The 20367-nt window shown below is 74.4% G+C and carries 16 protein-coding genes and 3 pseudogenes; 6 read left to right on the top strand and 13 right to left on the bottom strand.

Features of this window, described 5'->3' with window-relative positions:
• Positions 1–218: 218 nt before the first annotated feature.
• A complete protein-coding gene (treY, locus tag ACIG0D_RS25425) occupies positions 219–2576 on the top strand; it encodes a malto-oligosyltrehalose synthase (protein ID WP_399805059.1) in 2358 nt (785 codons plus the stop codon).
• Here the strand turns inward: treY and ACIG0D_RS25420 are convergent.
• Positions 2497–3318 carry a LysR family transcriptional regulator substrate-binding protein gene (locus ACIG0D_RS25420; RefSeq protein WP_399805056.1) on the bottom strand — a complete coding sequence of 274 codons (822 nt, stop codon included), beginning with the start codon at positions 3316–3318 and terminating at the stop codon, positions 2497–2499. The genes treY and ACIG0D_RS25420 overlap by 80 nt on opposite strands.
• On the opposite strand from ACIG0D_RS25420, the pseudogene ACIG0D_RS25415 reads away from it, so the two are divergent.
• Together ACIG0D_RS25415 and ACIG0D_RS25410 are read left to right on the top strand one after the other, a co-directional pair.
• Positions 3308–4145, top strand: a pseudogene (locus ACIG0D_RS25415) (FAD-dependent oxidoreductase); the annotation flags it as partial. The gene ACIG0D_RS25420 and the pseudogene ACIG0D_RS25415 overlap by 11 nt on opposite strands.
• 133 nt (positions 4146–4278) lie before the next feature.
• Positions 4279–5526 carry a M14 family zinc carboxypeptidase gene (locus tag ACIG0D_RS25410; protein ID WP_399805053.1) on the top strand — a complete coding sequence of 416 codons (1248 nt, stop codon included), beginning with the start codon at positions 4279–4281 and terminating at the stop codon, positions 5524–5526.
• A gap of 307 nt (positions 5527–5833) precedes the next feature.
• Here ACIG0D_RS25410 and ACIG0D_RS25405 read toward each other — a convergent pair whose 3' ends face one another.
• The 3 genes from ACIG0D_RS25405 to ACIG0D_RS25395 all read right to left on the bottom strand — a co-directional run bounded on the left by ACIG0D_RS25405 (position 5834) and on the right by ACIG0D_RS25395 (position 8348).
• Positions 5834–6337, bottom strand: a complete 504-nt coding sequence (locus ACIG0D_RS25405) for an SSI family serine proteinase inhibitor (RefSeq protein WP_399805051.1) — start codon at positions 6335–6337, stop codon at positions 5834–5836.
• Positions 6334–7734 carry a M14 family zinc carboxypeptidase gene (locus ACIG0D_RS25400; RefSeq protein WP_399805048.1) on the bottom strand — a complete coding sequence of 467 codons (1401 nt, stop codon included), beginning with the start codon at positions 7732–7734 and terminating at the stop codon, positions 6334–6336. Before ACIG0D_RS25400 ends, ACIG0D_RS25405 begins: the two co-directional genes overlap by 4 nt.
• 62 nt (positions 7735–7796) lie before the next feature.
• Positions 7797–8348, bottom strand: a complete 552-nt coding sequence (locus ACIG0D_RS25395; protein WP_399805045.1) for an FHA domain-containing protein — start codon at positions 8346–8348, stop codon at positions 7797–7799.
• A 173-nt stretch (positions 8349–8521) separates the two neighbouring features.
• On the opposite strand from ACIG0D_RS25395, the gene treZ reads away from it, so the two are divergent.
• Positions 8522–10267 (top strand): malto-oligosyltrehalose trehalohydrolase, encoded by a 1746-nt coding sequence (treZ, locus tag ACIG0D_RS25390; protein WP_399805042.1) that lies wholly within the window; start codon positions 8522–8524, stop codon positions 10265–10267.
• A 249-nt stretch (positions 10268–10516) separates the two neighbouring features.
• On the opposite strand, the gene ACIG0D_RS25385 is transcribed toward treZ, so the two are convergent.
• Genes ACIG0D_RS25385 through ACIG0D_RS25375 form a run of 3 tightly spaced genes read right to left on the bottom strand, consistent with a single transcriptional unit; the run spans position 10517 to position 13575 of the window.
• Positions 10517–10786, bottom strand: a complete 270-nt coding sequence (locus ACIG0D_RS25385; protein ID WP_399805039.1) for a hypothetical protein — start codon at positions 10784–10786, stop codon at positions 10517–10519.
• Positions 10787–10815: 29 nt separating this feature from the next.
• Positions 10816–11526, bottom strand: a complete 711-nt coding sequence (locus ACIG0D_RS25380; protein WP_399805036.1) for a PspA/IM30 family protein — start codon at positions 11524–11526, stop codon at positions 10816–10818.
• A 54-nt stretch (positions 11527–11580) separates the two neighbouring features.
• Positions 11581–13575: a TPM domain-containing protein gene (locus tag ACIG0D_RS25375; RefSeq protein ID WP_399805294.1), complete on the bottom strand. Its 1995-nt coding sequence runs from the start codon at positions 13573–13575 to the stop codon at positions 11581–11583.
• A gap of 587 nt (positions 13576–14162) precedes the next feature.
• Between ACIG0D_RS25375 and ACIG0D_RS25370 the strand changes: the two are divergent.
• A pseudogene (locus ACIG0D_RS25370) lies at positions 14163–14361 on the top strand (hypothetical protein); the annotation flags it as partial.
• A 192-nt stretch (positions 14362–14553) separates the two neighbouring features.
• On the opposite strand, the gene ACIG0D_RS25365 reads toward ACIG0D_RS25370, so the two are convergent.
• The 5 genes from ACIG0D_RS25365 to ACIG0D_RS25345 form a co-directional block, all read right to left on the bottom strand.
• Complete coding sequence (locus ACIG0D_RS25365; protein WP_399805033.1) at positions 14554–15498, bottom strand: aminoglycoside phosphotransferase family protein; 945 nt, start codon at positions 15496–15498, stop codon at positions 14554–14556.
• Between the two features lie 54 nt (positions 15499–15552).
• Positions 15553–16701: an aminopeptidase P family protein gene (locus ACIG0D_RS25360; RefSeq protein WP_399805031.1), complete on the bottom strand. Its 1149-nt coding sequence runs from the start codon at positions 16699–16701 to the stop codon at positions 15553–15555.
• Between the two features lie 124 nt (positions 16702–16825).
• Positions 16826–17452, bottom strand: a complete 627-nt coding sequence (locus ACIG0D_RS25355; RefSeq protein ID WP_399805028.1) for a LysE family translocator — start codon at positions 17450–17452, stop codon at positions 16826–16828.
• A gap of 93 nt (positions 17453–17545) precedes the next feature.
• Positions 17546–18139 (bottom strand): PDZ domain-containing protein, encoded by a 594-nt coding sequence (locus tag ACIG0D_RS25350; protein WP_399805025.1) that lies wholly within the window; start codon positions 18137–18139, stop codon positions 17546–17548.
• A 168-nt stretch (positions 18140–18307) separates the two neighbouring features.
• Complete coding sequence (locus tag ACIG0D_RS25345) at positions 18308–19174, bottom strand: LysR family transcriptional regulator (RefSeq protein WP_399805023.1); 867 nt, start codon at positions 19172–19174, stop codon at positions 18308–18310.
• Between the two features lie 88 nt (positions 19175–19262).
• Between ACIG0D_RS25345 and ACIG0D_RS25340 the strand changes: the two genes are divergently transcribed.
• Positions 19263–20000: a hypothetical protein gene (locus ACIG0D_RS25340; protein ID WP_399805020.1), complete on the top strand. Its 738-nt coding sequence runs from the start codon at positions 19263–19265 to the stop codon at positions 19998–20000.
• A 25-nt stretch (positions 20001–20025) separates the two neighbouring features.
• Here the strand turns inward: ACIG0D_RS25340 and ACIG0D_RS25335 are convergent.
• Positions 20026–20355, bottom strand: a pseudogene (locus ACIG0D_RS25335) (multicopper oxidase domain-containing protein); the annotation flags it as partial.
• Between the last annotated feature and the right edge of the window lie 12 nt (positions 20356–20367).

Raw genomic sequence — 20367 nt, 5'->3', positions numbered from 1 at the left:
CGGGTCTGACGTCTGAGCACTCGGGTCTCTGCGGGCCGGGGCTCTGGCCCGAGGGCTCGGGTCTGCGGGCCAGGGCGGGAGGGCCCCGGCCCGAGGTTTCGGGTACGGCGCGTTCGGGGTACGCCGCCCCGCGCGCCGTACCCCCGTCCGGCCCACGTCCTCGCCGCCGGCCGGGGGACGATGACACGAAACCCGGCGGGGCGGGTACGTAGCTCTGCATGACCCCTGAGCGACCGCACCCCACGGTGCCCACGGCCACGTACCGGCTCCAGCTGACGCCCGAGTTCCCGTTCGCCGCCGCGGCGGCGGCCGTGCCGTACCTGGCCTCGCTCGGCGTCTCGCACCTCCACCTGTCCCCCGTGCTGGAGGCCGTCCCGGGCTCGCAGCACGGCTACGACGTGGTCGACCACGCGCGCGTGCGCGGCGAGCTGGGCGGCGAGGACGGGCTGCGCGCGCTGTCCCGCACCGCGCGGGAGCACGGTCTCGGTCTGGTGGTGGACATCGTCCCGAACCACATGGCGATGGCCCCGCGGCACAACCGCGCCCTGTGGGAGGTACTGCGGGAGGGCCCCAAATCGCCGTACGCGCGGTGGTTCGACATCGACTGGGACGCGCAGGGCGGCCAGGTGCTGCTGCCGGTGCTCGGGCATCCGCTCGGCACGGAGCTGGCGCACCTGTCGGTCGACGGTGAGGTGCTGCGCTACTACGACCAGGAGTTCCCGCTGCGCGAGGGCACCGAGGACCTGCCGCTGCCGCAACTGCTGGACGCCCAGTGGTACCGGCCCGTGTGGTGGCGGCTGGCCCGGACGGAGCTGAACTACCGGCGGTTCTTCAGCATCTCCGAGCTGATCGGGGTCCGCGTGGAGGACCCGGAGGTGTTCGACGCCACGCACGCGACGCTGCTGCGGCTGCTGCACGAGGGGGTCGTGGACGGGCTGCGCGTGGACCACCCCGACGGACTCGCCGACCCCGACGGCTACCTCCGGCGGCTCCACGAGGCGACCGACGGGCGCTGGACGGTCGTCGAGAAGATCCTCTCGGACGGCGAAAGGCTGCCGGCCGCCTGGCCGGTCGCGGGCACCACGGGCTACGACGCCCTGCGGCACGTCGACGGCGTGTTCACGGACCCCGCGGGCGCCGCCGAACTGCTCTCCCGGTACCGGCGGTTCGCGGCCCCGCAGACGGACCGGGGCGGCCGCTGGGAGGCCACCGCGCGGCGCGCGGCCTACCTGGTACTGGACCACGAGCTGGCCACCGAGCTGGACCGGCTGACCCGCGTGGTGAGCCGGCTGTGCGCCGCCTCCCCGGACCCGGCGCTGCGCGACCGGGCGCCCTGGGCGCTGCGCACGGCGCTGCGGGAACTCCTGGTCCGGCTGGAGGTGTACCGGCCCTACGAGTCCGAGGACGCCGCCCTGGTCGTCACCGAGGAGCACGCGGCGGGGGCCCGGCAGGCCTTCACCGTGCCGGAGGAGGCCGGAGCTGTCGACGTCGTCCGTGGGCTGCTGCTCGGGGAGTACGGCGACGGGCCGGACCGGCTGGAGTTCCGGACCCGGTTCGCGCAGACGGCGTCGGCGCTGCGCGCGAAGTCGGTGGAGGACACGGCGTTCTACCGGTACGTCCCGCTGCTGTCGGCCACCGAGGTGGGCGGCAACCCGGGGCGGCCCGCGCTGTCCCCGGAGGAGTTCCACGCGTACTGCGCGCGCGTGCAGCGCGACTGGCCCGTCACCGGGACCGTCGTGTCGACGCACGACACCAAGCGCAGCGCGGACGTGCGAGCGGCGCTGACGGTGCTCACCGAGTGCCCGGAGCGATGGTCGGAGGTGCTGGGCGAGGTGAGCCGGGCCGATACGGGCGCACCGGACGGGCAGCTCGCCTGGGCGGCCTGGCAGACGGTCTTCGGGCTCGGCCCGGCGGACCCCGAGCGGGTGCGGGCCGCGCTGCTGAAGCATGTGCGCGAGGCCGGGATGTACACCAGCTGGACCGAGCAGGAGCCGCCGTACGAGGACGCCGTGGCGGCCTTCGTGGCGGCGGGGCCCTGCGGGGCGCCGGGCGAGCGGATGGCCGCTCTGCGCCGCGAGCTGGAGCCGCACATCCGGGCGAACCTGCTGGGGGTGGCGCTCGTGCATCTGACGATGCCCGGCGTGCCGGACGTGTACCAGGGCACGGAGGCCGAGTGCCGGACCCTGGTCGACCCGGACAACCGGCGGCCGGTGCGGTTCCCGCCCGAGGACCCCGGCGACAAGGGCGCGGTGACGGCCGCGGCGCTGCGGCTGCGGGCCCGGCGGCCGGAGGTGTTCGGGGAGGCGGCGACGTACGCTCCGCTGGCCGCCGAGGGGTCCGCGGCGGACCATGTGCTGGCCTTCTCACGCTCCGGGGAGGTGGTCACCGCGGTCACCCGGCTGTCGCTCCGGCTGGCCGAGGCGGGCGGCTGGCGCGGCACCCGGCTGGCACTGCCGCCGGGCCGCTGGGCCGACACGCTCACCCCGGGGCGGGAGTTCAGCGGGCACGCGCGCGTGGAGGAGCTGTTCGAGCCCCTTCCGGTGGCGCTGCTGGAGCGGGTGGGCGACGGGGGCTGAGCGGCGCCGGGGAGGTCTGTGCGGTCGGTGTGTGGGGCGTTGGTGCCGGGGCGGCCGGTGTCGGCGCCGTCGGTGCCGCGGACGCCTCGGGCGGGAGGTGGGTGCGCAGGAGGTCGACGAAGACCTCCGTGACCCCGGTCGGGGGAACGCGTGAGAACAGGCTCAGCGGTCGCTTCCAGGGCCGCTCGTGGGAGAGCACCACGCAGTCCCCGCCGACGGCGCCGCGTACGACGTGCGAGGGCACGGCGCACACGCCCACCCCGGCGGCGGCCATCCGCACCGCCGTGGAGCTGTGTTCGGTCCACACCGCGGTACGGGGCGTGAAGCCGGCCCGGCGGCAGGCCCAGTCGAGGACGCGCTCGCCGTGGACGACGGGTTCCATGGCGCAGCGGACCCAGGGGCGGTCCGCCAGTTCGGGCAGCGAGACCGTCGTACGGCCCGCGAAGGGGTCGTCGAACGGGACGACGAGGACGATCTCCTCGTCCCCGAGGGGCACCAGGCTGCCGGGCCAGTCGGCGGGGGACGGGCCGATGGCGAGGTCGGCCGTGCCGCGTTCGACGGCGTCCCTCAGGGACGCGGTCTCGGCGTACTCGTGCAGGCGCAGCAGGATGTCCGGGTGGGCGGCGCGCCAGTGGGCGAACACCTCCGGCAGGACGCCGACCGCGAGCGCGTGGACGGCCGCGACGTGCAGCTCGCCGCCCTCCGCGCCGGCGGTCGCGCGGGCGGCGCATGGGCGGCGCATGGGCGCGCGGGTCACTCTCGTGGAGGCCGCCGACCGGATCCTGCCGCTGGAGGACGCCGATGTCTCGCGGCATGTGACGCGCGGTCTGAAGAAGCGCGGTATCGACGTGCGGACGGGCGCCCGGCTGCTGGACGCGGACGTGCTGGCGGACGGTGTCCGCGCGCGGGTGCGCACCGACCGCGGGGAGGTCCGCGCGGTGGAGGCCGAGCGGCTGCTGTTGGCCGTCGGCCGGGTCCCGGTCACCGACGGCCTGGACCTGGCCGCCGCGGGCCTGGCGACGGACGAGCGGGGATTCGTCGTACCGGCGGACTGGAGCCGGCTGGAGACGGCCGTGCCCGGGGTGCACGTCGTGGGCGACCTGCTGCCCCCACCGTCCCTCGGGCTGGCCCACGTCTCCTTCGCCGAGGGCCTGCTGGTGGCGGAGACGCTGGCGGGGCTGGCGTCCGCGCCGGTGGACTACGCGGCGGTGCCCCGCGTGACGTACTCGTCGCCGCAGAGCGCGGCGGTCGGCCTGAGCGAGGCGGAGGCACGCGCGGGGGCACGAGGTGGAGGTCAACACGATGCCGCTGACCGCCGTGGCCAAGGGGATGGTGCACGGGCAGGGCGGGACGGTGAAGGTCGTCGCCGAGGCGGGCGGCGGACGGGTGCTGGGCGTCCACCTGGTCGGCCCCCATGTGTCCGAGATGATCGCCGAGAGCCAGCTGATCGTCGGCTGGGACGCGGAGCCCGCCGACGTCGCCCGGCACGTGCACGCGCACCCGACGCTGTCGGAGGCGGTCGGCGAGGCGTTCCTGACCCTTGCCGGGCGGGGGTTGCACCAGCAGTGACCACCGGGGCGCACGCCCCCGCGCACAGGCCGGGTGTGCACTCGGGCGCCCCCGGGAGGCTCCCCCGCCATGTCCTTGACACCGCCCCCGGACCATGCGGTACTGCCGGTGCGAGCCGGGCGGACGAACGGGGGTGAGTCACCTGCCGGAGCTGCGCTATCCCACTGTTGCGGAACTGGTCGCCTCCGCGCGCGCGTTGGCCGCTTCGCACCCCGGCTTGTGCTCCCTGCGCGAGGTGGGCACCTCCCGCGCGGGGCGCCCGCTGCACGTGCTCTCCGTCGGCCGTGCGCGCCGCGCGGTGCTCGTCGTCGCGGGCGCCCACGCCAACGAGCCGACCGGCGGTTCGACGCTCCTCGCGCTCGCCGAGCGGGTGGTGGCCGAGCAGCCGCTGCGGTCGGGGACGTCCTGGCACTTCCTGCTGTGCGCGGACCCGGACGGGGCGAGCCTGCATGTGACGCCGGCGCCGCGCAGCCTGCTCGACTACCACCACGGCTTCTTCCGGCCCGCCGGGCCCGAGCAGCCGGAGTGGTCGCCGGCGGTGCTGCCCCCGGACCGGCTGCCGCCCGAGACCCGCGCGCTGACCGGGGTGATCGACGAGCTGCGCCCCTACCTCCAGGTGACCCTGCACGGGACCGATCTGGGCGGCAGCTGGGTGCAGTTGACCCGGGACATACCGGGGCTGGCGGAGCCGTTCGCCAAGTCGGCGGCGGAGCTGCACATCCCGGTCGAGACGGGCGCCTCGGACGCCGCCGGCTGGCCCGCCTCCGGCCCCGGGGTACATGTGATGCCCGCGCCCGGCTCGATCGCGTATCCGAGCATGCCGGACGACGCCCGGCACAGCACCTGGTACCACGCGCACCGGTACGGCGGGCTCACCGCGGTGGTTGAGGTGCCGATGTGGGCGAGCGACCTGGTGGACGATCCAGCGCCGCATCCCGCCCCGGCGGCGGCGCTGCGGCGGCTGGCGGGCCGGCTGCTGCGGGACGCGCGGCAGGTCGAGGACGTTCTCACCGAGGCCCTGCCCCGCCTGGACGGCCTCGACGGCCCCCTGCTGCGGGCCACCCGGTGGGCGCTGGAGCTGGTGCCGGGCCTGGCCGCGGACTGGATCCACACGCCACCCGCCGACCACACCATGGCGTACGTCGGCAGCGTGGACGCCTTCGCCCGGCGGTTGCCGCTGCGCGCCGCGGCGATGCTGCTGCGGGTGCTCCGCGAGGCCGACGACCGCGCGGTGCCGCGTCTGGAACGGCTCGTGACCACCTGGAGCGAGGCCTTCGCGGACCGCTTCCGCGCCCGCTGGGTCCCCCTGGAGCACCAGGTCGAGCACCAGTCCCGCACGGTCGTCGCAGCGGCCCTGCACGCCCGCGACCGAGCCGCCTGACGGGCTCCCGCGCGGACGGGCGGCGGCGGCCAGGCGTCGCGGAGAACGCGCGCCCGCGCGGACCGCTGGTCAGCTTTCGCTGAGAGCAGGCACCCGCGCGGACAGCTGGTCGGCTATCGCTGGGAACAGGCGCCCGCGCGGGCTGCTGGTCCGACGTCACGGTCGGCACACGCCCGCGCGGACGGCTGGTTCGACACCGCGCAGAACTGGAGCCCGCGCGGACGGTTGGTCCGGCACCGCGGTCGGCACGCCCCGCGCGGACGGCTGGTCCGGCACCGCGGTCAGCACGCGCCCGCGCGGGCGGGCGTCACGCGTCGAAGCTGAACAGCGCCCCCGTCACCGCCTCCATTGCGCACGTGTTCGAGAAGGTCTCCCGGTAGGCGACGGCGCGGCCCTGCCACTCCCCGCGCGCCTCCGCGGTCACCGGGGCGTAGACCATCGGGCAGGAGACGTCCCTCAGCGGGAAGCGGCGGATGTCGCCGGCCGCGGCGTCGAGCTGGGCGCAGGCCTCGGCGGCCCGGGTGTGGCCCTGGGGCGGGTCGCACAGGAGCAGGGTGCCGCGCGTGTCGCCGAAGGGCCCCGGCCCGGGCCGGAGGGAGAAGCCCAGGCCCGGGGGGAGGACGTCGCCCCGGGTGACGGTGAGCTGGAGCCAGGTGCTCGGGCCGATGTTCCCGACCGGCTCGGCCATCGCCCGCGCGGGTGCCGCCGTGGCGGCGAGGACGGCGAACAGGGCGGCCGTCGACACGGCCGTCGTCGCGGCCGTACCCCGCAGCCTGCGGCGTACGGCCTTCGCTGTGATGGTGTGCGTCATTCCCGGTGCATCGGCACGACGGGCTCGGAACCCCAGTCCGGCTCACCCGAACGGAACCGCGCGGGCGACTGCCGCGCGGCCAGTTCGAACGCGGCGAGCACCACGCGGGACTGGTACTCGGTCTGCCGGGACACCGGGATCCACTCGGCGCCGCAGCCGTCGCGGTATTCGGCGCACCAGGCGTCGAGGAGCCGGTCCAGCTCGGGCAGCACGCCCGCCGGGTCGCGGCCGGCCCGGGTGACGAGCTGGTGCAGCAGCCCGCCCGTGCGCAGGGCGAGCCGGCGTCCGGCGATGCGCAGGGCGGTCAGGTGGGCGGCGTCCCGCGGCGGCAGGGGCCGGGTCCGGACGGCGCTGTCGGGGTCCCAGGCGTCGGCGAGACCGGGGCCGACGAGCAGGTAGTCGTCGACCGGGGCCAGCAGCCGGTCCGCGTCCGGCGCGTCCGCGGCGTACGGGACCAGGCGGGCCAGCAGCTCCCTCAGCAGCCGTGTGTCGTGCCGCAGGGTGCGGCTGACGGCGCGCAGCCGCGCCTCCGGGTCGGCGGGCCGGGAGCCGTCCTCCACGGCCGCCACGCCCCACATCGGCGCCTCGACGACGGCCGTGACGGTGCCGTACCGGTGCGGGTGGAACCAGGTGGACTCGACGGCGGCCTCGGTGATGGCCGCGGCCCGGTCGCCGCGGCGGGGCGGCGGGATGCGGTAGACGGCGGGGCCGAGGTTCGGCCAGTACAGGGCGTCGTAGGGACCCAGCTCGCGCGGAATGCGCAGCCGGGCGGCGATGTCGGCGACGCGCGGGGCGAGACCGGGCAGGTCACGGGTGAGTTCGACGAAGCCGCCGCCGACGTCGACGCCGTGCAGGGAACACTGGAAGAAAGGTTTCAGCTCATCCTGGAGGGCGAGCAGGGCGCGGGTTTCCGGCAGCCGGGCACCGGCCGCGCCGTCGGGCAGCCACTCGGGCTGTTCGAGGAAGCCGGGGCGGAAGAAGTGCCGGAAGTAGCGCCCGAGGTGGTATGGGCCGGTCAGCCAGCCCTCGTTGTGGCGCAGCCCGTCCGGGTCGAGGCAGAGCAGCAGGTTCCAGGTGGCGTCGGCGCCCTCGGTGAGGCGTGGATCCGCGATGGCGCGCTCGGCCAGCCGCAGCACGGTGGCCCCGCCGACGGGCTCGTTGGCGTGCGGTCCGGCCACGACGAGCGCCTGACGGGCGCCGTGGCCGACGGAGAGCAGCCACAGGGGCGTGCCCGCGCGGGAGGTGCCGACGCGGCGCAGCCGGGCGTCCCGGGGGTGGCGGGCGACGAGGGCGGCGGCCCGGGCGCCCAGCTCGTCGACGGTCGGGTAGCGGAGGAGGGGCGGCAGAGCACACCTCCGTGGTGCCGTCGGTTCACCTGACGTATGTGGTGTACGCACAGTCAGTCACGACTTCAGGTGTACGTCAACACCGTCGCAGGAGCCGTGACTTGACCGTCGTCTCAGTGCGTGGCGAGCCGGAACCCGACCTGTCCGAAGGACACCTGGTCGCCCTCGCGGACGACGGTGGCGCCGATGACGCGGCGGCCGTTGACGGTGGTGCCGTTGGTGGAGCCGAGGTCACGGAGGATCCACATGCCGCCCTGGCGGCTGAGTTCGGCGTGCACGCGGGAAACCGTCTCGTGGGTCAGTCTGAGGCCGTTCGCGGGGTCGCGGCCTATGCGCAGCGAGCTGCCCGCCGACGGGTGCGGCAGCAGCAGCTTCGGCAGCCGCTCGGCCTGCCAGGCCCGGCGCAGCCGCTCGGTGAACCCGGACACGGCCTCGACGGTGCCGAACACGACCCGGGAGAAGCGGCTCTCGGTGGGCAGGTCGGCGGTGAGCGCGGCCAGCTCGTCGGAGCGGCGGGCGGCCAGGGCCAGCTCCATGCGCCGGATGAACGTGTCGTGGGACAGACGGCCCATGGCGACGCCGTCACGCAGGACCTTCAGCGCCTGATCGCGCTCCGCGTCCGAAGGGCGCGGCAGAGAGGCCGGGAACTCGAAAGACGACGTCACGCTGGTGATTGTCGGTCAGTGAACTCCGGGTGTCCAGAAAACGCGGAACCGGCCGTCCCGCGCGCGTATCCGACGACACCCGCCGCAAAAGGGAAGATTCAAAAGCGGATTGATCTCTTTTGACGCACCATGGACGGACTACGTCACTGTGGGCAGACGAAGGGGAACCGTCCGTGCAGTTCGAGGTGTGGGCACCGCAGGCCGGCCGAGTGACGCTCCACTGCGAGGGAGTCACGCGCGCGATGGAGCGCGATCCCGAACGCGCGGGGTGGTGGATCGCCGAGGCGGAGGCGCGGGACGGCACCCGGTACGGCTTCGCGGTGGACGACGGCCCCGTCCGGCCCGATCCGCGCTCGCGCCGGCAGCCGGACGGCCCGGACGGGCTGAGCGCGGTCGTCGACCAGGGCCGGTACGCGTGGCGTACGGAGTGGGCGGGGCGTCCGCTGCCGGGGGCGGTCCTGTACGAGCTGCACGTGGGCACGTACACGCCGGAGGGCACTCTGGACGCGGCGGCCGGGCGGCTGGAACACCTCGCCGAACTGGGCGTGACGCACGTGGAGTTGATGCCGCTGTGCCCGTTTCCCGGGCGGCACGGCTGGGGGTACGAGGGGGTGTCGCTGTGGGCGGTGCACGAGCCGTACGGCGGCCCCGAGGCGCTGAAACGCTTTGTCGACCGGGCCCATGAACTGGGCCTCGGCGTGGTCCTGGACGTCGTCCACAACCATCTGGGCCCGTCGGGCAACTACCTTCCGCTGTTCGGGCCGTACTTCACGGAGACGCACCACACACCGTGGGGCGCCGCGGTGAACCTGGACGCGCCGGGCTCGGACGAGGTGCGCGCGTATCTGATCGGCAGCGCGCTGGCGTGGCTGCGGGACTACCGGATCGACGGGCTGCGGCTGGACGCGGTGCACGCGCTGGTGGACACGCGCGCGTACCACTTCCTGGAGGAGCTGTCGACCGCGGTGGACGGCCTGGCGGCCGATCTGGGCCGGCCGCTGTTCCTGATCGCGGAGTCCGATCTGAACGATCCCCGGCTGGTCACCGCGCGCGCGGAGGGCGGTTTCGGGTTGCAGGCGCAGTGGAACGACGACTTCCACCACGCCGTGCACGCGGCGCTGACCGGTGAGTCGCAGGGCTACTACGCGGACTTCGCGCGCGCCCCCATGCAGGCGCTCGCCAAGACGCTCACGGGCGGGTACTTCCACGACGGCACGTACTCCAGTTTCCGCGGCCGGCGGCACGGGCGTCCGCTGGACCGCACCCGGGTGGCCGCGCACCGGCTGCTCGGCTACAGCCAGACCCACGACCAGGTCGGCAACCGGGCCCAGGGCGACCGGCTGGCCTCCCTCGTCTCCCCCGGGCTGCTGGCCTGCGCCGCCGCGCTGACGCTGACCGGGCCGTTCACGCCGATGCTGTTCATGGGCGAGGAGTGGGCGGCGGGCACGCCCTGGCAGTTCTTCACCGACCACACCGATCCCGAGCTGGGCGAGGCGGTACGGCGGGGCAGGCGGCGGGAGTTCGCCGCGCACGGGTGGGCCGAGGAGGACGTCCCGGACCCGCAGGACCCGGCGACCCGGGAGCGCTCGTGCCTGGACTGGTCGGAGCCGGAACGCGAGCCGCACGCGCGCGTGCTCGCCTGGTACCGCCGCCTCATCGCCCTGCGCCACCAGCAGCCCGACCTCACCGACCCCGACCTCTCGGACATCAAGGTGGCCTACGACGAGCAGGCCCGCTGGCTCGCCTTCCGGCGCGGCGACGTGTGCGTGGCCGTGAACCTGTCCGCGGAGCCGGCGGCGATCCCCCTGGGCACCCGTCCGGCCGAGATCCTCGCGGCATGGGAGCCGGTGGAGGTCCCGGACGCTCAGGGGGTCCTGCGGGTGCCCGGGGAGTCGTGCGTGGTGCTGGCGCAGCCGTGAGCGGGGGCGGGCCCGACGCCGCCGTGCCCGGTCAGGGCCGCACGCGCAAGGCCCCCGCCGGCCCCGGGCCGGCGTTTGGGGCAGCTCCGTCCATCGATCCCCCCTTGCCTGACGAGCCTGACCGGTGCCGGGCCTATCACCCCGAAGGCCAGGGACGACGAAGCCTCCGGACCACAGGCCGCGGAGGCTTCCGGACCGCCCTGAGGGACCGCCCGCGTAGCCGACGACCGGACGGTGGACTGCTCGGCGTCAGCTGCCGGCGGGTGTCACGCCGAACATGAGGGTGTGGCGGGGGACGTCGTATTGGACGGTCTGGTTGTGTTCCAGCAGGTCCTTCAGCACGTCGGCGTCGTCGGCGTCGACCGTGAGGACTTCTTCCCCGGCACCTTCGTCCAGGACCAGCTGCAGGGTGAAGGTGCCGCGCCGGCCCGGTTCTCCGGCTACCCAGCTGAACTGATAGTGGTTGACTTGGCGAACCTTGATGCCCGCGTCGGTCAGCGGCTGCTCTACCTGCGTCATGACCAACCGTTCCTTTCCTGTACGGGTGTCTATGCGGCTTTGAGGGCGGCCAGGCGCGCTTCGATCTCTGTCGCGTCGCCGAGTCCTTCGAGCTGTTCGAACTGCGCGTCCAGGGAGGAGGCGGCGAGTTCTTCCTTGCCCGTGGCCCGGGCCTCTTCTCGGCGCACCTTGTTCTCGAACCGGCTGATCTCGCTTGTCGGATCGAGTACGTCGATGCTCTTGACGGCGTCGAGCATGCGGTTCTGCGCCTCGGCGGACTTCGACCGCGCGACGAGCTGGTCGCGCTTGCCTTGCAGTTCTCCGAGCTTGAGCTGCATCTGGTCGAGGCCGGCTTTGAGTTTGTCCACAACGGCCGTGTGGGAGGCGATCGTCGGCTCCGCCGCGGTGGCCTCCCTTTCGGTCTGCAGTTGCCTGCTCAGGGCGACCTTGGCCAGGGCGTCGAACCTGTCGGCCTCCGGAGTGTGCCCGCCGGCTCGCAGTTCGTCCGCCTTCTTGCTGGCTGCGAGTGCCTTGCGGCCCCACTCGGCGGCGGCCTCCTTGTCCTCCCTGTAGTCCTGTTCCATCAGACGCAGATTGCCGATGGTGGTGGCCACCGCCTGCTCCGCCTCGTTGATGTTGTTGGTGTAGTCGCGGATCAGCTGGTCCAGCATCAGCTGAGGATCCTCTGCCTGGTCGAGGAGCGCGTTGATGTTGGCACGCGCCAGCTGTGTGACCCGTCCCAGGATGGTCTGCTTGGCCATGGCATCTCTCCCGTCGCACCGCTGTGGGACACATCGTCGCCGTCGCCGTCGATGTCAGAAATATCCACCTCCCATCCGGCCGCGTGTTGCACCGCCCCCGAAGCTGGCGGGGCTGGGGCCGTAGCCGCCGCCGAACACGCCACCGAGCAGGATGCCGCCCAGCATGGCGCCCGCCAGTCCGCTCCCGGTGGCCCCGACCGCGTACGCACCGGGCTCCATGGCTGTCCCGAATCCCTCGACGTCCTCCTGGGCCAGGAGCAGAGCATCTTGCGCCAGGACGTCGGCCTGCTGCGCCTCGGTGAGGGCCTGGTGCGGGTTCCCCGTGACGTCCCGGCGAGAGAGCGTCTCGGCCTGCTCGAGCCTGCGCTGTGCCTCCGCCAGCCGTGTGCGGGCCTCGCTGCCGACGGCTCCCCTGTGCGTGACGACGTAGTCCACGGCCGCGCCGATGCTCGCTCGCGCGCTGAGCATCGCCCGCTCCAGCAGCGCCCCGGCACGCCGCGCGCCCTGTTCGCTCTCCTGCGCCCCCATCAGTGCCTCGTCGAGTCCGGCATCGGCCTCCTCCACCCTGCGCAGCGCGTCGATGGGGTCGTAACGGCCTGTCTCCACGGCTTCGCGTACCTCGCTCGCGACGGTCTCGGCGCGGGCGATCCGCCCCTGCAGGGCGGCGGTCGGAAGCTCCCGGGCCCCTTGCAGCAGGCCATGCGCCTCCGCCAGGTCCGCGTTCGTCTCGGTCAGCGCGCCCGGCAACGCGTCGGCGGCGTCCGCCAGTTCCCGCGCCCGCCGATCGACGGCGTCGATCAGCCGGTCGGCCTGGGCTACTGCCGCCTCGGCGGCCCGGACCCGGATCGCGGCCGCGCCGTTGTCGCCGCTGTGCACCGCGTGCCGGGCCTGCCGCAGGCTGTCCTGCGCGAAGTCCAGCCGGCTGCCCGCCTGCTCGACGTCCGTGACGATCGGTGCGGTGGCCGAGGCGGCGTACCGCTCACGCATGGCATCCGATGCGGCCCGCGCGTCGGCCAGCCGGCCACCGGCGGTGTCGGCAGCGGTCTGCGCCGCGGCCAGGGCCTGGGGCGCGTTGCGTTCCAGGGCACGCAAGCGGTCGAAGTCCTCCGCCTTTTCGTCCAGCACCCGATTGGCCCTGGCGCAGCGAGTCAGAATGTCCTGGATCATCTGCAGGCGCGTCTGCTCGTCCTCCGGGTAGGCGTCGTCAAGTCGCTGTCGCAGCCGGAACGCCGCGGTCAGCTCCCGCTTCGCCGTTTCGACGGCTTCGGTGAAGGGCCGTGTGGCTTCCTCGCCGAACTGTGCGGCGGCGAAGCCCAGCTCCTCCTGGCTGGTGCGTACCGCGTTGTCGGTCTGCACCAGGGCCTGCCGCGCCCGGGCGTCGAGTTCCGTCGCCGCGTCCGGGGCCGGACCGCCCCAGCCGTCCTCGCCGTCCCCTGGCTCCGCCCTGCGCGCCTTACGCCTGATCAGGGCGTACGCGAACAGGGCCAGCGCAGCCGGTATCAGCAGCAGGAAGAGCCAGCCGCCTCCGGCGAGACCCGTCCCCTCGCCTTGCCCCGGGTCCGCCTCCCCGGGCGTCACGGCCACCGTGGGCACGGGCTGACCCGAGAGCACCGCGCCGTATCCGCGGGCCGCGCCGATCGCCGCTCCCGCCCAGTCGTTCTGCCGGAGCGCCGGGGCGACGGCCGTGGTGTCGACCTCGGCGAGCTCCTGTCGCGTCAGCGGGGAGGCGGCGTCGACGTAGTAGGAGTACTGCCGGGCGCCGGTGGCGACGGCGAGCAACGCGTCGTCGGCGCCGAACCCGTTCCTCAGAGCCGTCTGATTCGCCCACTGCTGTGGGTGGCGGCCGGAGAAGTCGCGCACGTACACCACGAACAGCTGAAGTCCGTGTTCATCGGCCAGCCGGGCGAGCGCCTGGGCCACCTCGGGTTCCCGGTCGCCGAGGGCCCCCACCCGGTCCGTGATCCTTCCTTCCCGCGACAGGTCGACCGGACCGTCGGCGAAGGCGGCGCTCGCCGAAGACAGGGTGAAGCCCCCCGCAGCCAGCAACAGAGCAAGGAAGATGCGTACGAGGGTACGGATCGCGGTGCTCGACGCGGTGTGCACCCGCGCTCTTCGCTGACCGGCCCATGCGGCGGGCAAGCGTGTTCGTGGCGCTCGGCCGGTCGGCCGACGTCGCGCGCGAACACCGCATCGGGGGGTGGCTTCGTCGACCAGCGGGGGGTGCCCGCAAAGGCCGTACAGGGGCCACGCCGCCATGGGGCGGGTGGTTCTCGGCCCCCGTGGGGGGATTCGCGTACAGCGCATGGCATCACTCGCTGACTCGCTCGACGCTGCGTGTGCTGTTGAGGCGCGGGGACACCAGCCGGGCCCGGAAGCCACCGGCCGCTTCGCGCAGGAAACGAGCGGCAGCTGCCACGCGAGGTCGCAGTACGACTGACCGGCAGCCTGACAACCGAATGCGAGGGCGGAGGTGCCGACGGCCGTCGATCGCGCTTCTCGCCGTTCCGGGCCGCCTGGCCTCACCTTGCCCCTTGCAGCGGCACCATCGGCCGCGTACCCGCCCTCCCCGTCCCAATTCATCGCGAATGCGCAATTTATTCTTCTTGCTCCCATCTCGCGCCGGGCAGCCCATCCAGACGGTCGCCGCCTGGGCGCTCTCCCTTCAAAGCGGAACCGGGAACCGGGGTCGCGCGCGCCGACCGGTGGGGCATCTTCGTAGGGGAGTGGGCCCCCACCTTCTTCGGCCTCGGAATCGCGCTCTCCCACTACGAGCAGCACGACGGCACCCTGACCGCAAGCGTCGACGAGCTCCGGCAACGCCGGGAGGCAAGCTGAGGGGTTGTAGTGGCCCTCACCGGGCGGCGGCCGATGTCGTGGCGGTCGCCAGACCTTCGTGCCCTGCAACACGGCCGTCGACGCCGAGCGTCGCTCCTGACGTCTCGCCGAGCGGCCAGGCGCCGCCGGACAAGCGACCGCCACACCGTAACGGGCACCGAAAGCCGAGGCGCTCCGGTGTGGTGGAGCTGTCTATGGGGTGCCGTCCGCCCCGTCGTGCCGTAGGTCCGTCACCCGTTCCAGCAGGATCGGTTCCCACGCGCGGCGGAGGTGGGAGCGCAGGAGGGGCAGGGGGGCGACGGGGCGGCCGGAGAGGGTTTCGGCGAGGTGGAGGACGGTGTCGCAGCGGGCCAGCCACAGGCCGCGCAGACAGGGGCGGGCGCCGTAGCCGGCGAGGGTGGCGGCGCGGACGGCCGCGGGGGCGCCGACCGCGCGGGCGAGCCCGGCGATGTCCTCGGCCGGGTCGCCGATGATCGTGTCGGCCCAGCCGAGCACCGCGCGCACCCTGCCGTCGGCGCTCACCACGAGGTGTTCGCCGGTGAGCCCGTGGTGGACGAGGACCGCTCCGCCGGGCTGCGCGGCGAGCTGGCCGGCGGCGGGCGGGGTGAGCTGCCGCAGCCGCGCCGCGTCGAACTCGTCCGCTTCGGCCAGGCGTTCGGCGGCCTGTACGGCGGCCCGGCGCAGTGCCTCCAGCGAGCGCGGGGCGGTGCGCGGCACGCCCAGCGCCTCGGCCTGGCGCGGCGGCACCTCGCGCAGGCCGGTGAGCAGCCCGGCGAGGTCGGCCTCGCCGAGGGCGGAGACTTCGTGCTGCTCGCCGGAGCCGCCGGGGACCTTGGTGTCCAGGGTGTAGGTGAGCCCCGGGGCCCACTCGCCGTGCGCCACGCTGGTCGGCACGGCGACCGGGACGTGCGGCCGGACCAGGTCGCGCAGCCGCAGTTCGCGGCGCTGCCGGACGGCCGCCTCGGCGTCCGGGGCGAGCCGCAGCACATGGCGGGTGCCGACCCACCAGGTGACGGCCTCCTCGCCGTCGGCGACCGGCCGGACGTCGGGGCCTGCGGCGGTGTCCGCTCCCTCCTTGAGCAGGGAGCGGACGAGTCGGCGGACGGTGTCCGCGGTGGGTGTCGGTGCCTGGGTCATGGTCGGGGCCGTTGTCGTGTACGGGGCGTACGGGGACGGGGTCGTGGACTGCGGTCAGTCCACTATCACCATCTCGCGCGGAGTGTCGTTCAGGCGACGGCCGCCGTCCTCGGTGACGGTCACGATGTCCTCGATGCGGACGCCGAACCGGCCGGGGAGGTAGACGCCGGGCTCCACCGAGAAGCACATCCCGGGCACCAGGGGCTGCTCCTCGCCCTCGATCATGTACGGCGGCTCGTGCGTGGTGACGCCGATGCCGTGGCCGGTGCGGTGGATGAAGTACTCGCCGTACCCGGCGTCGGCGATGACCGCGCGGGCCGCCCGGTCGACCTCCTGGCAGGCGACGCCGGGCCGTACCGCGCGGAACCCCGCCTCCTGTGCCTCGCGGACGATGTCGTGGACCCGGCGCTCCTCGTCGGTGGGTTCGCCGACGTGGACCGTACGGGAGGTGTCGGAGCCGTAGCCGTCCTTGAGGCCGCCGAAGTCGAGGACGACCATGTCGCCGCGTTCGATGACCCGGTCGCCCACCTCGTGGTGCGGATTGGCCCCGTTCGGGCCGGAGGCGACGATGGTGAAGTCGACCTGCTGGTGACCGAAGCGGCGCAGCAGGTCGGCGAGGTCGGCGGCGACCTCTGATTCCCGGCGCCCGCCGAAGGGAACCTTCCGGATCTCCTCGAACGTCGCGTCGGCGGCGGCTCCGGCCGCCGCCAGGAGGCGCAGTTCCGCCTCGTCCTTGACCGCGCGGAGCATCGGCAGGGCCTCGGTGAGGGAGGCGTAGGAGGTGCCGGGCAGCGCCTTCTGCAGGCCCAGCAGGTGCAGGGCCCAGGTGTTGTCGCTGACGCCGAAGGTGCCGGTGACGTCCAGGAGGGCGGCGGTGGCGGCGTACGGGTCCTTGCCGTCGGTCCAGTCGCGCAGGGTCAGCGCGGGCGCGCCGGCGGCCTTCTCGGCGTCGGGGGCCTCGAGGGTGGGGACGACGAGGACGGGGTCCCGGCCGGCGGCGAGGACCAGCACGGTGAGCCGTTCGGTGACCGCGGTGGGCGCGTAGCCGGTGAGCCACACGAGGTCGGGCCCCGGGGCGACGAGGAGCCCCGCCAGCCCGGCGTCGGCGGCGGCGCGCGCGGCGCGTTCCATACGGGCCCGGTAGTCGTCGGCGGTGAAGGGCGCGGGAGCGCCGCTGCCCGCTGGTGTGCTACTGCCGGTCATCCGGGCCTCCTCGGCGGGTGCGGGAACCACGGGCAGCATCCTGCCCGGACAGCGGGGGCCGCGCGAGCCGGTGCGCGCGGCTTTCGCAGCTTTCGCGGCTTTCGGACGGGTGTACGACCACGGCTCAGCTCTCCAGGGCCATGCGGGCGCCGAGGAGCAGCAGCACGCCGCCGGAGACCTGTTCCAGCCGCCGGCGCACTCCGGCGCGCGACAGGAAGGTCTTCATCCGGCCGACGAACCACACGTACAGACCGTAGTAGCCGATCTCGAAGACGGCCCAGACGGCGGCGAGGCCGACCATGGCGGGCAGGTGCGGGGCGCCCTCGGGGACGAACTGCGGGAGGAAGGAGAGGGCGAAGACGGCCGCCTTGGGGTTGGCGAGGTTGAGCAGCAGTCCCGCGCGGTAGGCGGACCAGCCGCTGCGCTCGACGTCCTGCCAGACCTCCGCGGCCTCCCCGGTGCGCCGCATCCGGCGGGCCTGGCGCAGGGCCTGGACGCCGAAGTAGACGAGGACGCCCGCGCCGACGATGCGCATCACGTCGTACGCCACCTGGGAGGCGGTGAGCAGGGCGGTGAGGCCGAAGGCGGCGGCGACGCCCCAGACGAAGACGCCGGTCTCGTTGCCGAGCACGGTCAGGAAGCCGGAGCGGCGGCTGTGCAGCGACTGCTTGATGATCAGCACGGTGCTGGGGCCGGGCGAGGCGGCGATCAGGGTGCAGGCGCCGAGGAAGGCGAGGAGGGTGCTCAGCATGGGCCTCATCGTCGCTCCGCGCGGGAGGGACCGACCAGTGGTTTTCCGCACCGCGGCCCTGCCGTCACCGCCCGGGCGCGGTGGCGCGCGGGGTCAGGTCACGACGCCGGGGACGATCGTGAGCTGCTGCCGGCCGCCGCTGGGGTGGCGCACCGTCAGGGTGACCCGCTCCCCGGGCCGGGCCCGGTCCACGGCCTCGACGAGGTCGGCCGCCGAGTCGATCCGGGCGCCGTCGAAGGTGAGCAGGACGTCGCCGCGGGCCAGGCCCGCCGCGAATCCGGGTCCGGGGACGTGGACCCCGACGACCTGGGCGCCGGACGTCTCGGCGTCCACGACCTCGAGGCCGAGGACCGCCCCGGCGGGTGAGGGGGCGGGCGCGGGCGACGCGGGCCCGGGTGACGCGGGCTCGCCGGGGCGGGGCGGGGCGGGCTGCACGGGCCCCGGCTGTACCGTCCGCTGCTGGAGTCCGGCCAGCTTCTCCACGCCGAGCACGGTGGCGCCGACGGTGCCGAGCCCGACCCCGGACAGCACCAGGGCCGTCCCGGCGAGCAGGCCGAGCAGCAGGGTCGTGAGCCGTCGGCCGCGCCGGCGCGCGGCGTGCGGGCGCGGGGCCGAGCCGTCGGGTCGGCTGCCGGTGCCGGGCTCCTGACCGGGCATCGGCTTGGGACGCAACGCAGTCTGTTCCATGGATCGCCTCCGGCTGGTGCTCTACCCGGCGCTCCGGCGCGCGACCTGCCACGAACGAGTGAGACTGACCGGTGGTCGGATGCGGGAAGATCTTGGTTCTTCCCGGCTCTTCGGCCGCTCGGCGACACCTCACGCGGGCACCGCACGCAGGCGCCTCGCGCGGGCACCTCACGCGCGGACGAGCAGGGCGTCCGCGAGGGCCGCGGCGGCTCCCCTCGGCGACCCTCCGAACACCAGTTCCGTGCGGTGGACGACGCGCGGGGCGATGACGGGGACGGCGACCGCGCCCGGCACCGCGGCGGCAGCCGCGCGGGGCAGCAGGGTCAGCCCGTGGCCCGCGGCGGCCAGCGCGGTGAGGACGCGCACGTCGGTGCCCTCGTAGCGCAGGGCGGGGCGGAAGCCCCGGCCGCCCGCCGCGGCGCGCAGCTGGGTCAGCGGCAGGGCGGCGTCGGGGGCGTCCAGCCAGCGGGCGTCGGCGAGGTCGTCGAGGCGCAGTCCGCTGCGGCCGGCCAGTGGATGGGCGGCGGGCAGCAACACGCAGACCGGCTCCTCCCCGATGCCCTCGGTGGCCAGCGGCGCCACGTCGGGCAGCCGCAGCGGGTCGCTGGGGGCGGTCAGGCCGTCGACGAGCCCCAGGTCGGCGGTGCCGGTGGCGACGGCCGCGGGGATCTCCTCGCGGGCGATGACCCGGAGGGTGACTCCGGCGGGCGGAAGGGCGGCGAGGACGCGGGGCCCGAGCGCGGTCGGGGAGGCGGCGAGGCTCAGGCCGTGCGAGGGCGCCGCCGCGATCCTGGACACGTCCGCGCGGGCCCCGTCGAGGCGGAGCAGCAGGGGGGCCGCGTGTTCGAGGAGCCGTTCCCCGGCGGCGGTCGGGGTGACGGGGCGGCGGGTGAGCAGCGGTGCGCCGAGGTCCTGTTCGAGAGCGGCGATGTGCTGGGACACCGCGGACTGCGTGTAGCCCAGCTCCCGCGCGGCCGCCGAGAAGGAGGCGAGGCGGGCGACGGTGACGAAGGTGCGCAGGAGGTGCGGGTCCATGCGGGCCAGCCTCTCATCAGTGACGCTTATCGAGAGTGCAGAGATCATCGTTGGACGTGAACAAGGGGCCGCGCGGAGGATGAACGCCATGACACGGACCGCATCTCCCGCCGCGCGGGTCGCCCTGGTCGGCGACCGCACCCCCAACGTCGTCTCGCACGCCCGTATCCCGCGGCTGCTCGACGCGCTCGCCGCCCGCGACCGGCTCGTCCTCGACCCGTACTGGATCCCCTCGCAGGACGCCGAGGCCGAGGGCGCGGTACGCGGGTTCGACGCCGTGTGGGTGGTGCCCGGCAGCCCTTACCGCAGCGAGGCGGGTGTGCTCGCCGCGATCCGCACCGCTCGGGAGGAGGGTATCCCGTTCCTCGGCACGTGCGGCGGCTTCCAGCACGCGCTGCTGGAGTTCGCCCGCGGGGTGTGCGGCCTGACCCGGGTCGCGCACGCCGAGAACGACCCCGGTGCCGACGACTTCCTGATCGAGCCGCTGGCCTGCTCGCTGGCCGGCCACGAGGCCGCCGTACGGCTGGAGCCGGGCTCCCTGATCCACTCCCTCCTCGGCTCGGAGCGCACCGTCGAGCGCTACTCCTGCAACTACGGCCCCTCCCGGCACCTGGACACGCTCCGCGCACACGGGCTGCGGTTCTCCGGTCACGACGACAGCGGCGCCGTCCGCATCGCCGAACTGCCGGGACATCCCTTCTTCGTGGCGACCCTCTTCCAGCCGGAGCTGTCCGGCGACGGCTCGCACCCGCACCCGGTGATCCGGGCACTGGCGCGAGCCGCGGTCGACCACGCCGCCGCGCGGGAGACGCGTCAGCCGGTCTGACCCAGGCCCGTGTGCCCAGCCCGGATCAGCCCGTGTGGCCCTCCCCGTGACCGCCGTGGGCGCCGCCGTGGTCGAACTTCAGTGCCTCGGGGGGCATGACCACGAACGGCCGCATCATGCCCATGTCCTCGTGTTCGAGGAGGTGGCAGTGGTACATGAAGCGGCCGTACGCCCCGTCGAACCGGCCCATGACGCGCAGCATCTGGTTCCCCGGCACCCGGAACACGTCCTTGTAGCCGCGCTCGTTGGGTGCGAGCGGGATGCGGGTGCCCGCGTCGTACCGGATCGGGGTGCGGGTGCCGCCGATCGCCGGGTCGAAGCCCGAGACGTCGTAGGCGTCGCGGCCCAGGAGCTGGAGACGGCGCAT

This window comes from Streptomyces sp. NPDC052773, assembly GCF_044547145.1.
Taxonomy (GTDB): domain Bacteria; phylum Actinomycetota; class Actinomycetes; order Streptomycetales; family Streptomycetaceae; genus Streptomyces.
This window is presented reverse-complemented; position numbering and strand designations above follow the sequence as displayed.

Bases quoted from the DNA above. Each gene is read 5' to 3' on its own strand.
- ACIG0D_RS25420 (WP_399805056.1), bottom strand. From the start codon at position 3,318: ATGCGCCGCCCATGCGCCGCCCGCGCGACCGCCGGCGCGGAGGGCGGC.
- ACIG0D_RS25380 (WP_399805036.1), bottom strand. From the start codon at position 11,526: ATGGCCAAGCAGACCATCCTGGGACGGGTCACACAGCTGGCGCGTGCC.
- ACIG0D_RS25365 (WP_399805033.1), bottom strand. From the start codon at position 15,498: ATGACCCAGGCACCGACACCCACCGCGGACACCGTCCGCCGACTCGTC.
- ACIG0D_RS25360 (WP_399805031.1), bottom strand. From the start codon at position 16,701: ATGACCGGCAGTAGCACACCAGCGGGCAGCGGCGCTCCCGCGCCCTTC.
- ACIG0D_RS25405 (WP_399805051.1), bottom strand. From the start codon at position 6,337: ATGACGCACACCATCACAGCGAAGGCCGTACGCCGCAGGCTGCGGGGT.
- ACIG0D_RS25345 (WP_399805023.1), bottom strand. From the start codon at position 19,174: ATGGACCCGCACCTCCTGCGCACCTTCGTCACCGTCGCCCGCCTCGCC.
- treY (WP_399805059.1), top strand. From the start codon at position 219: ATGACCCCTGAGCGACCGCACCCCACGGTGCCCACGGCCACGTACCGG.
- ACIG0D_RS25355 (WP_399805028.1), bottom strand. From the start codon at position 17,452: ATGCTGAGCACCCTCCTCGCCTTCCTCGGCGCCTGCACCCTGATCGCC.
- ACIG0D_RS25340 (WP_399805020.1), top strand. From the start codon at position 19,263: ATGACACGGACCGCATCTCCCGCCGCGCGGGTCGCCCTGGTCGGCGAC.
- ACIG0D_RS25385 (WP_399805039.1), bottom strand. From the start codon at position 10,786: ATGACGCAGGTAGAGCAGCCGCTGACCGACGCGGGCATCAAGGTTCGC.
- ACIG0D_RS25350 (WP_399805025.1), bottom strand. From the start codon at position 18,139: ATGGAACAGACTGCGTTGCGTCCCAAGCCGATGCCCGGTCAGGAGCCC.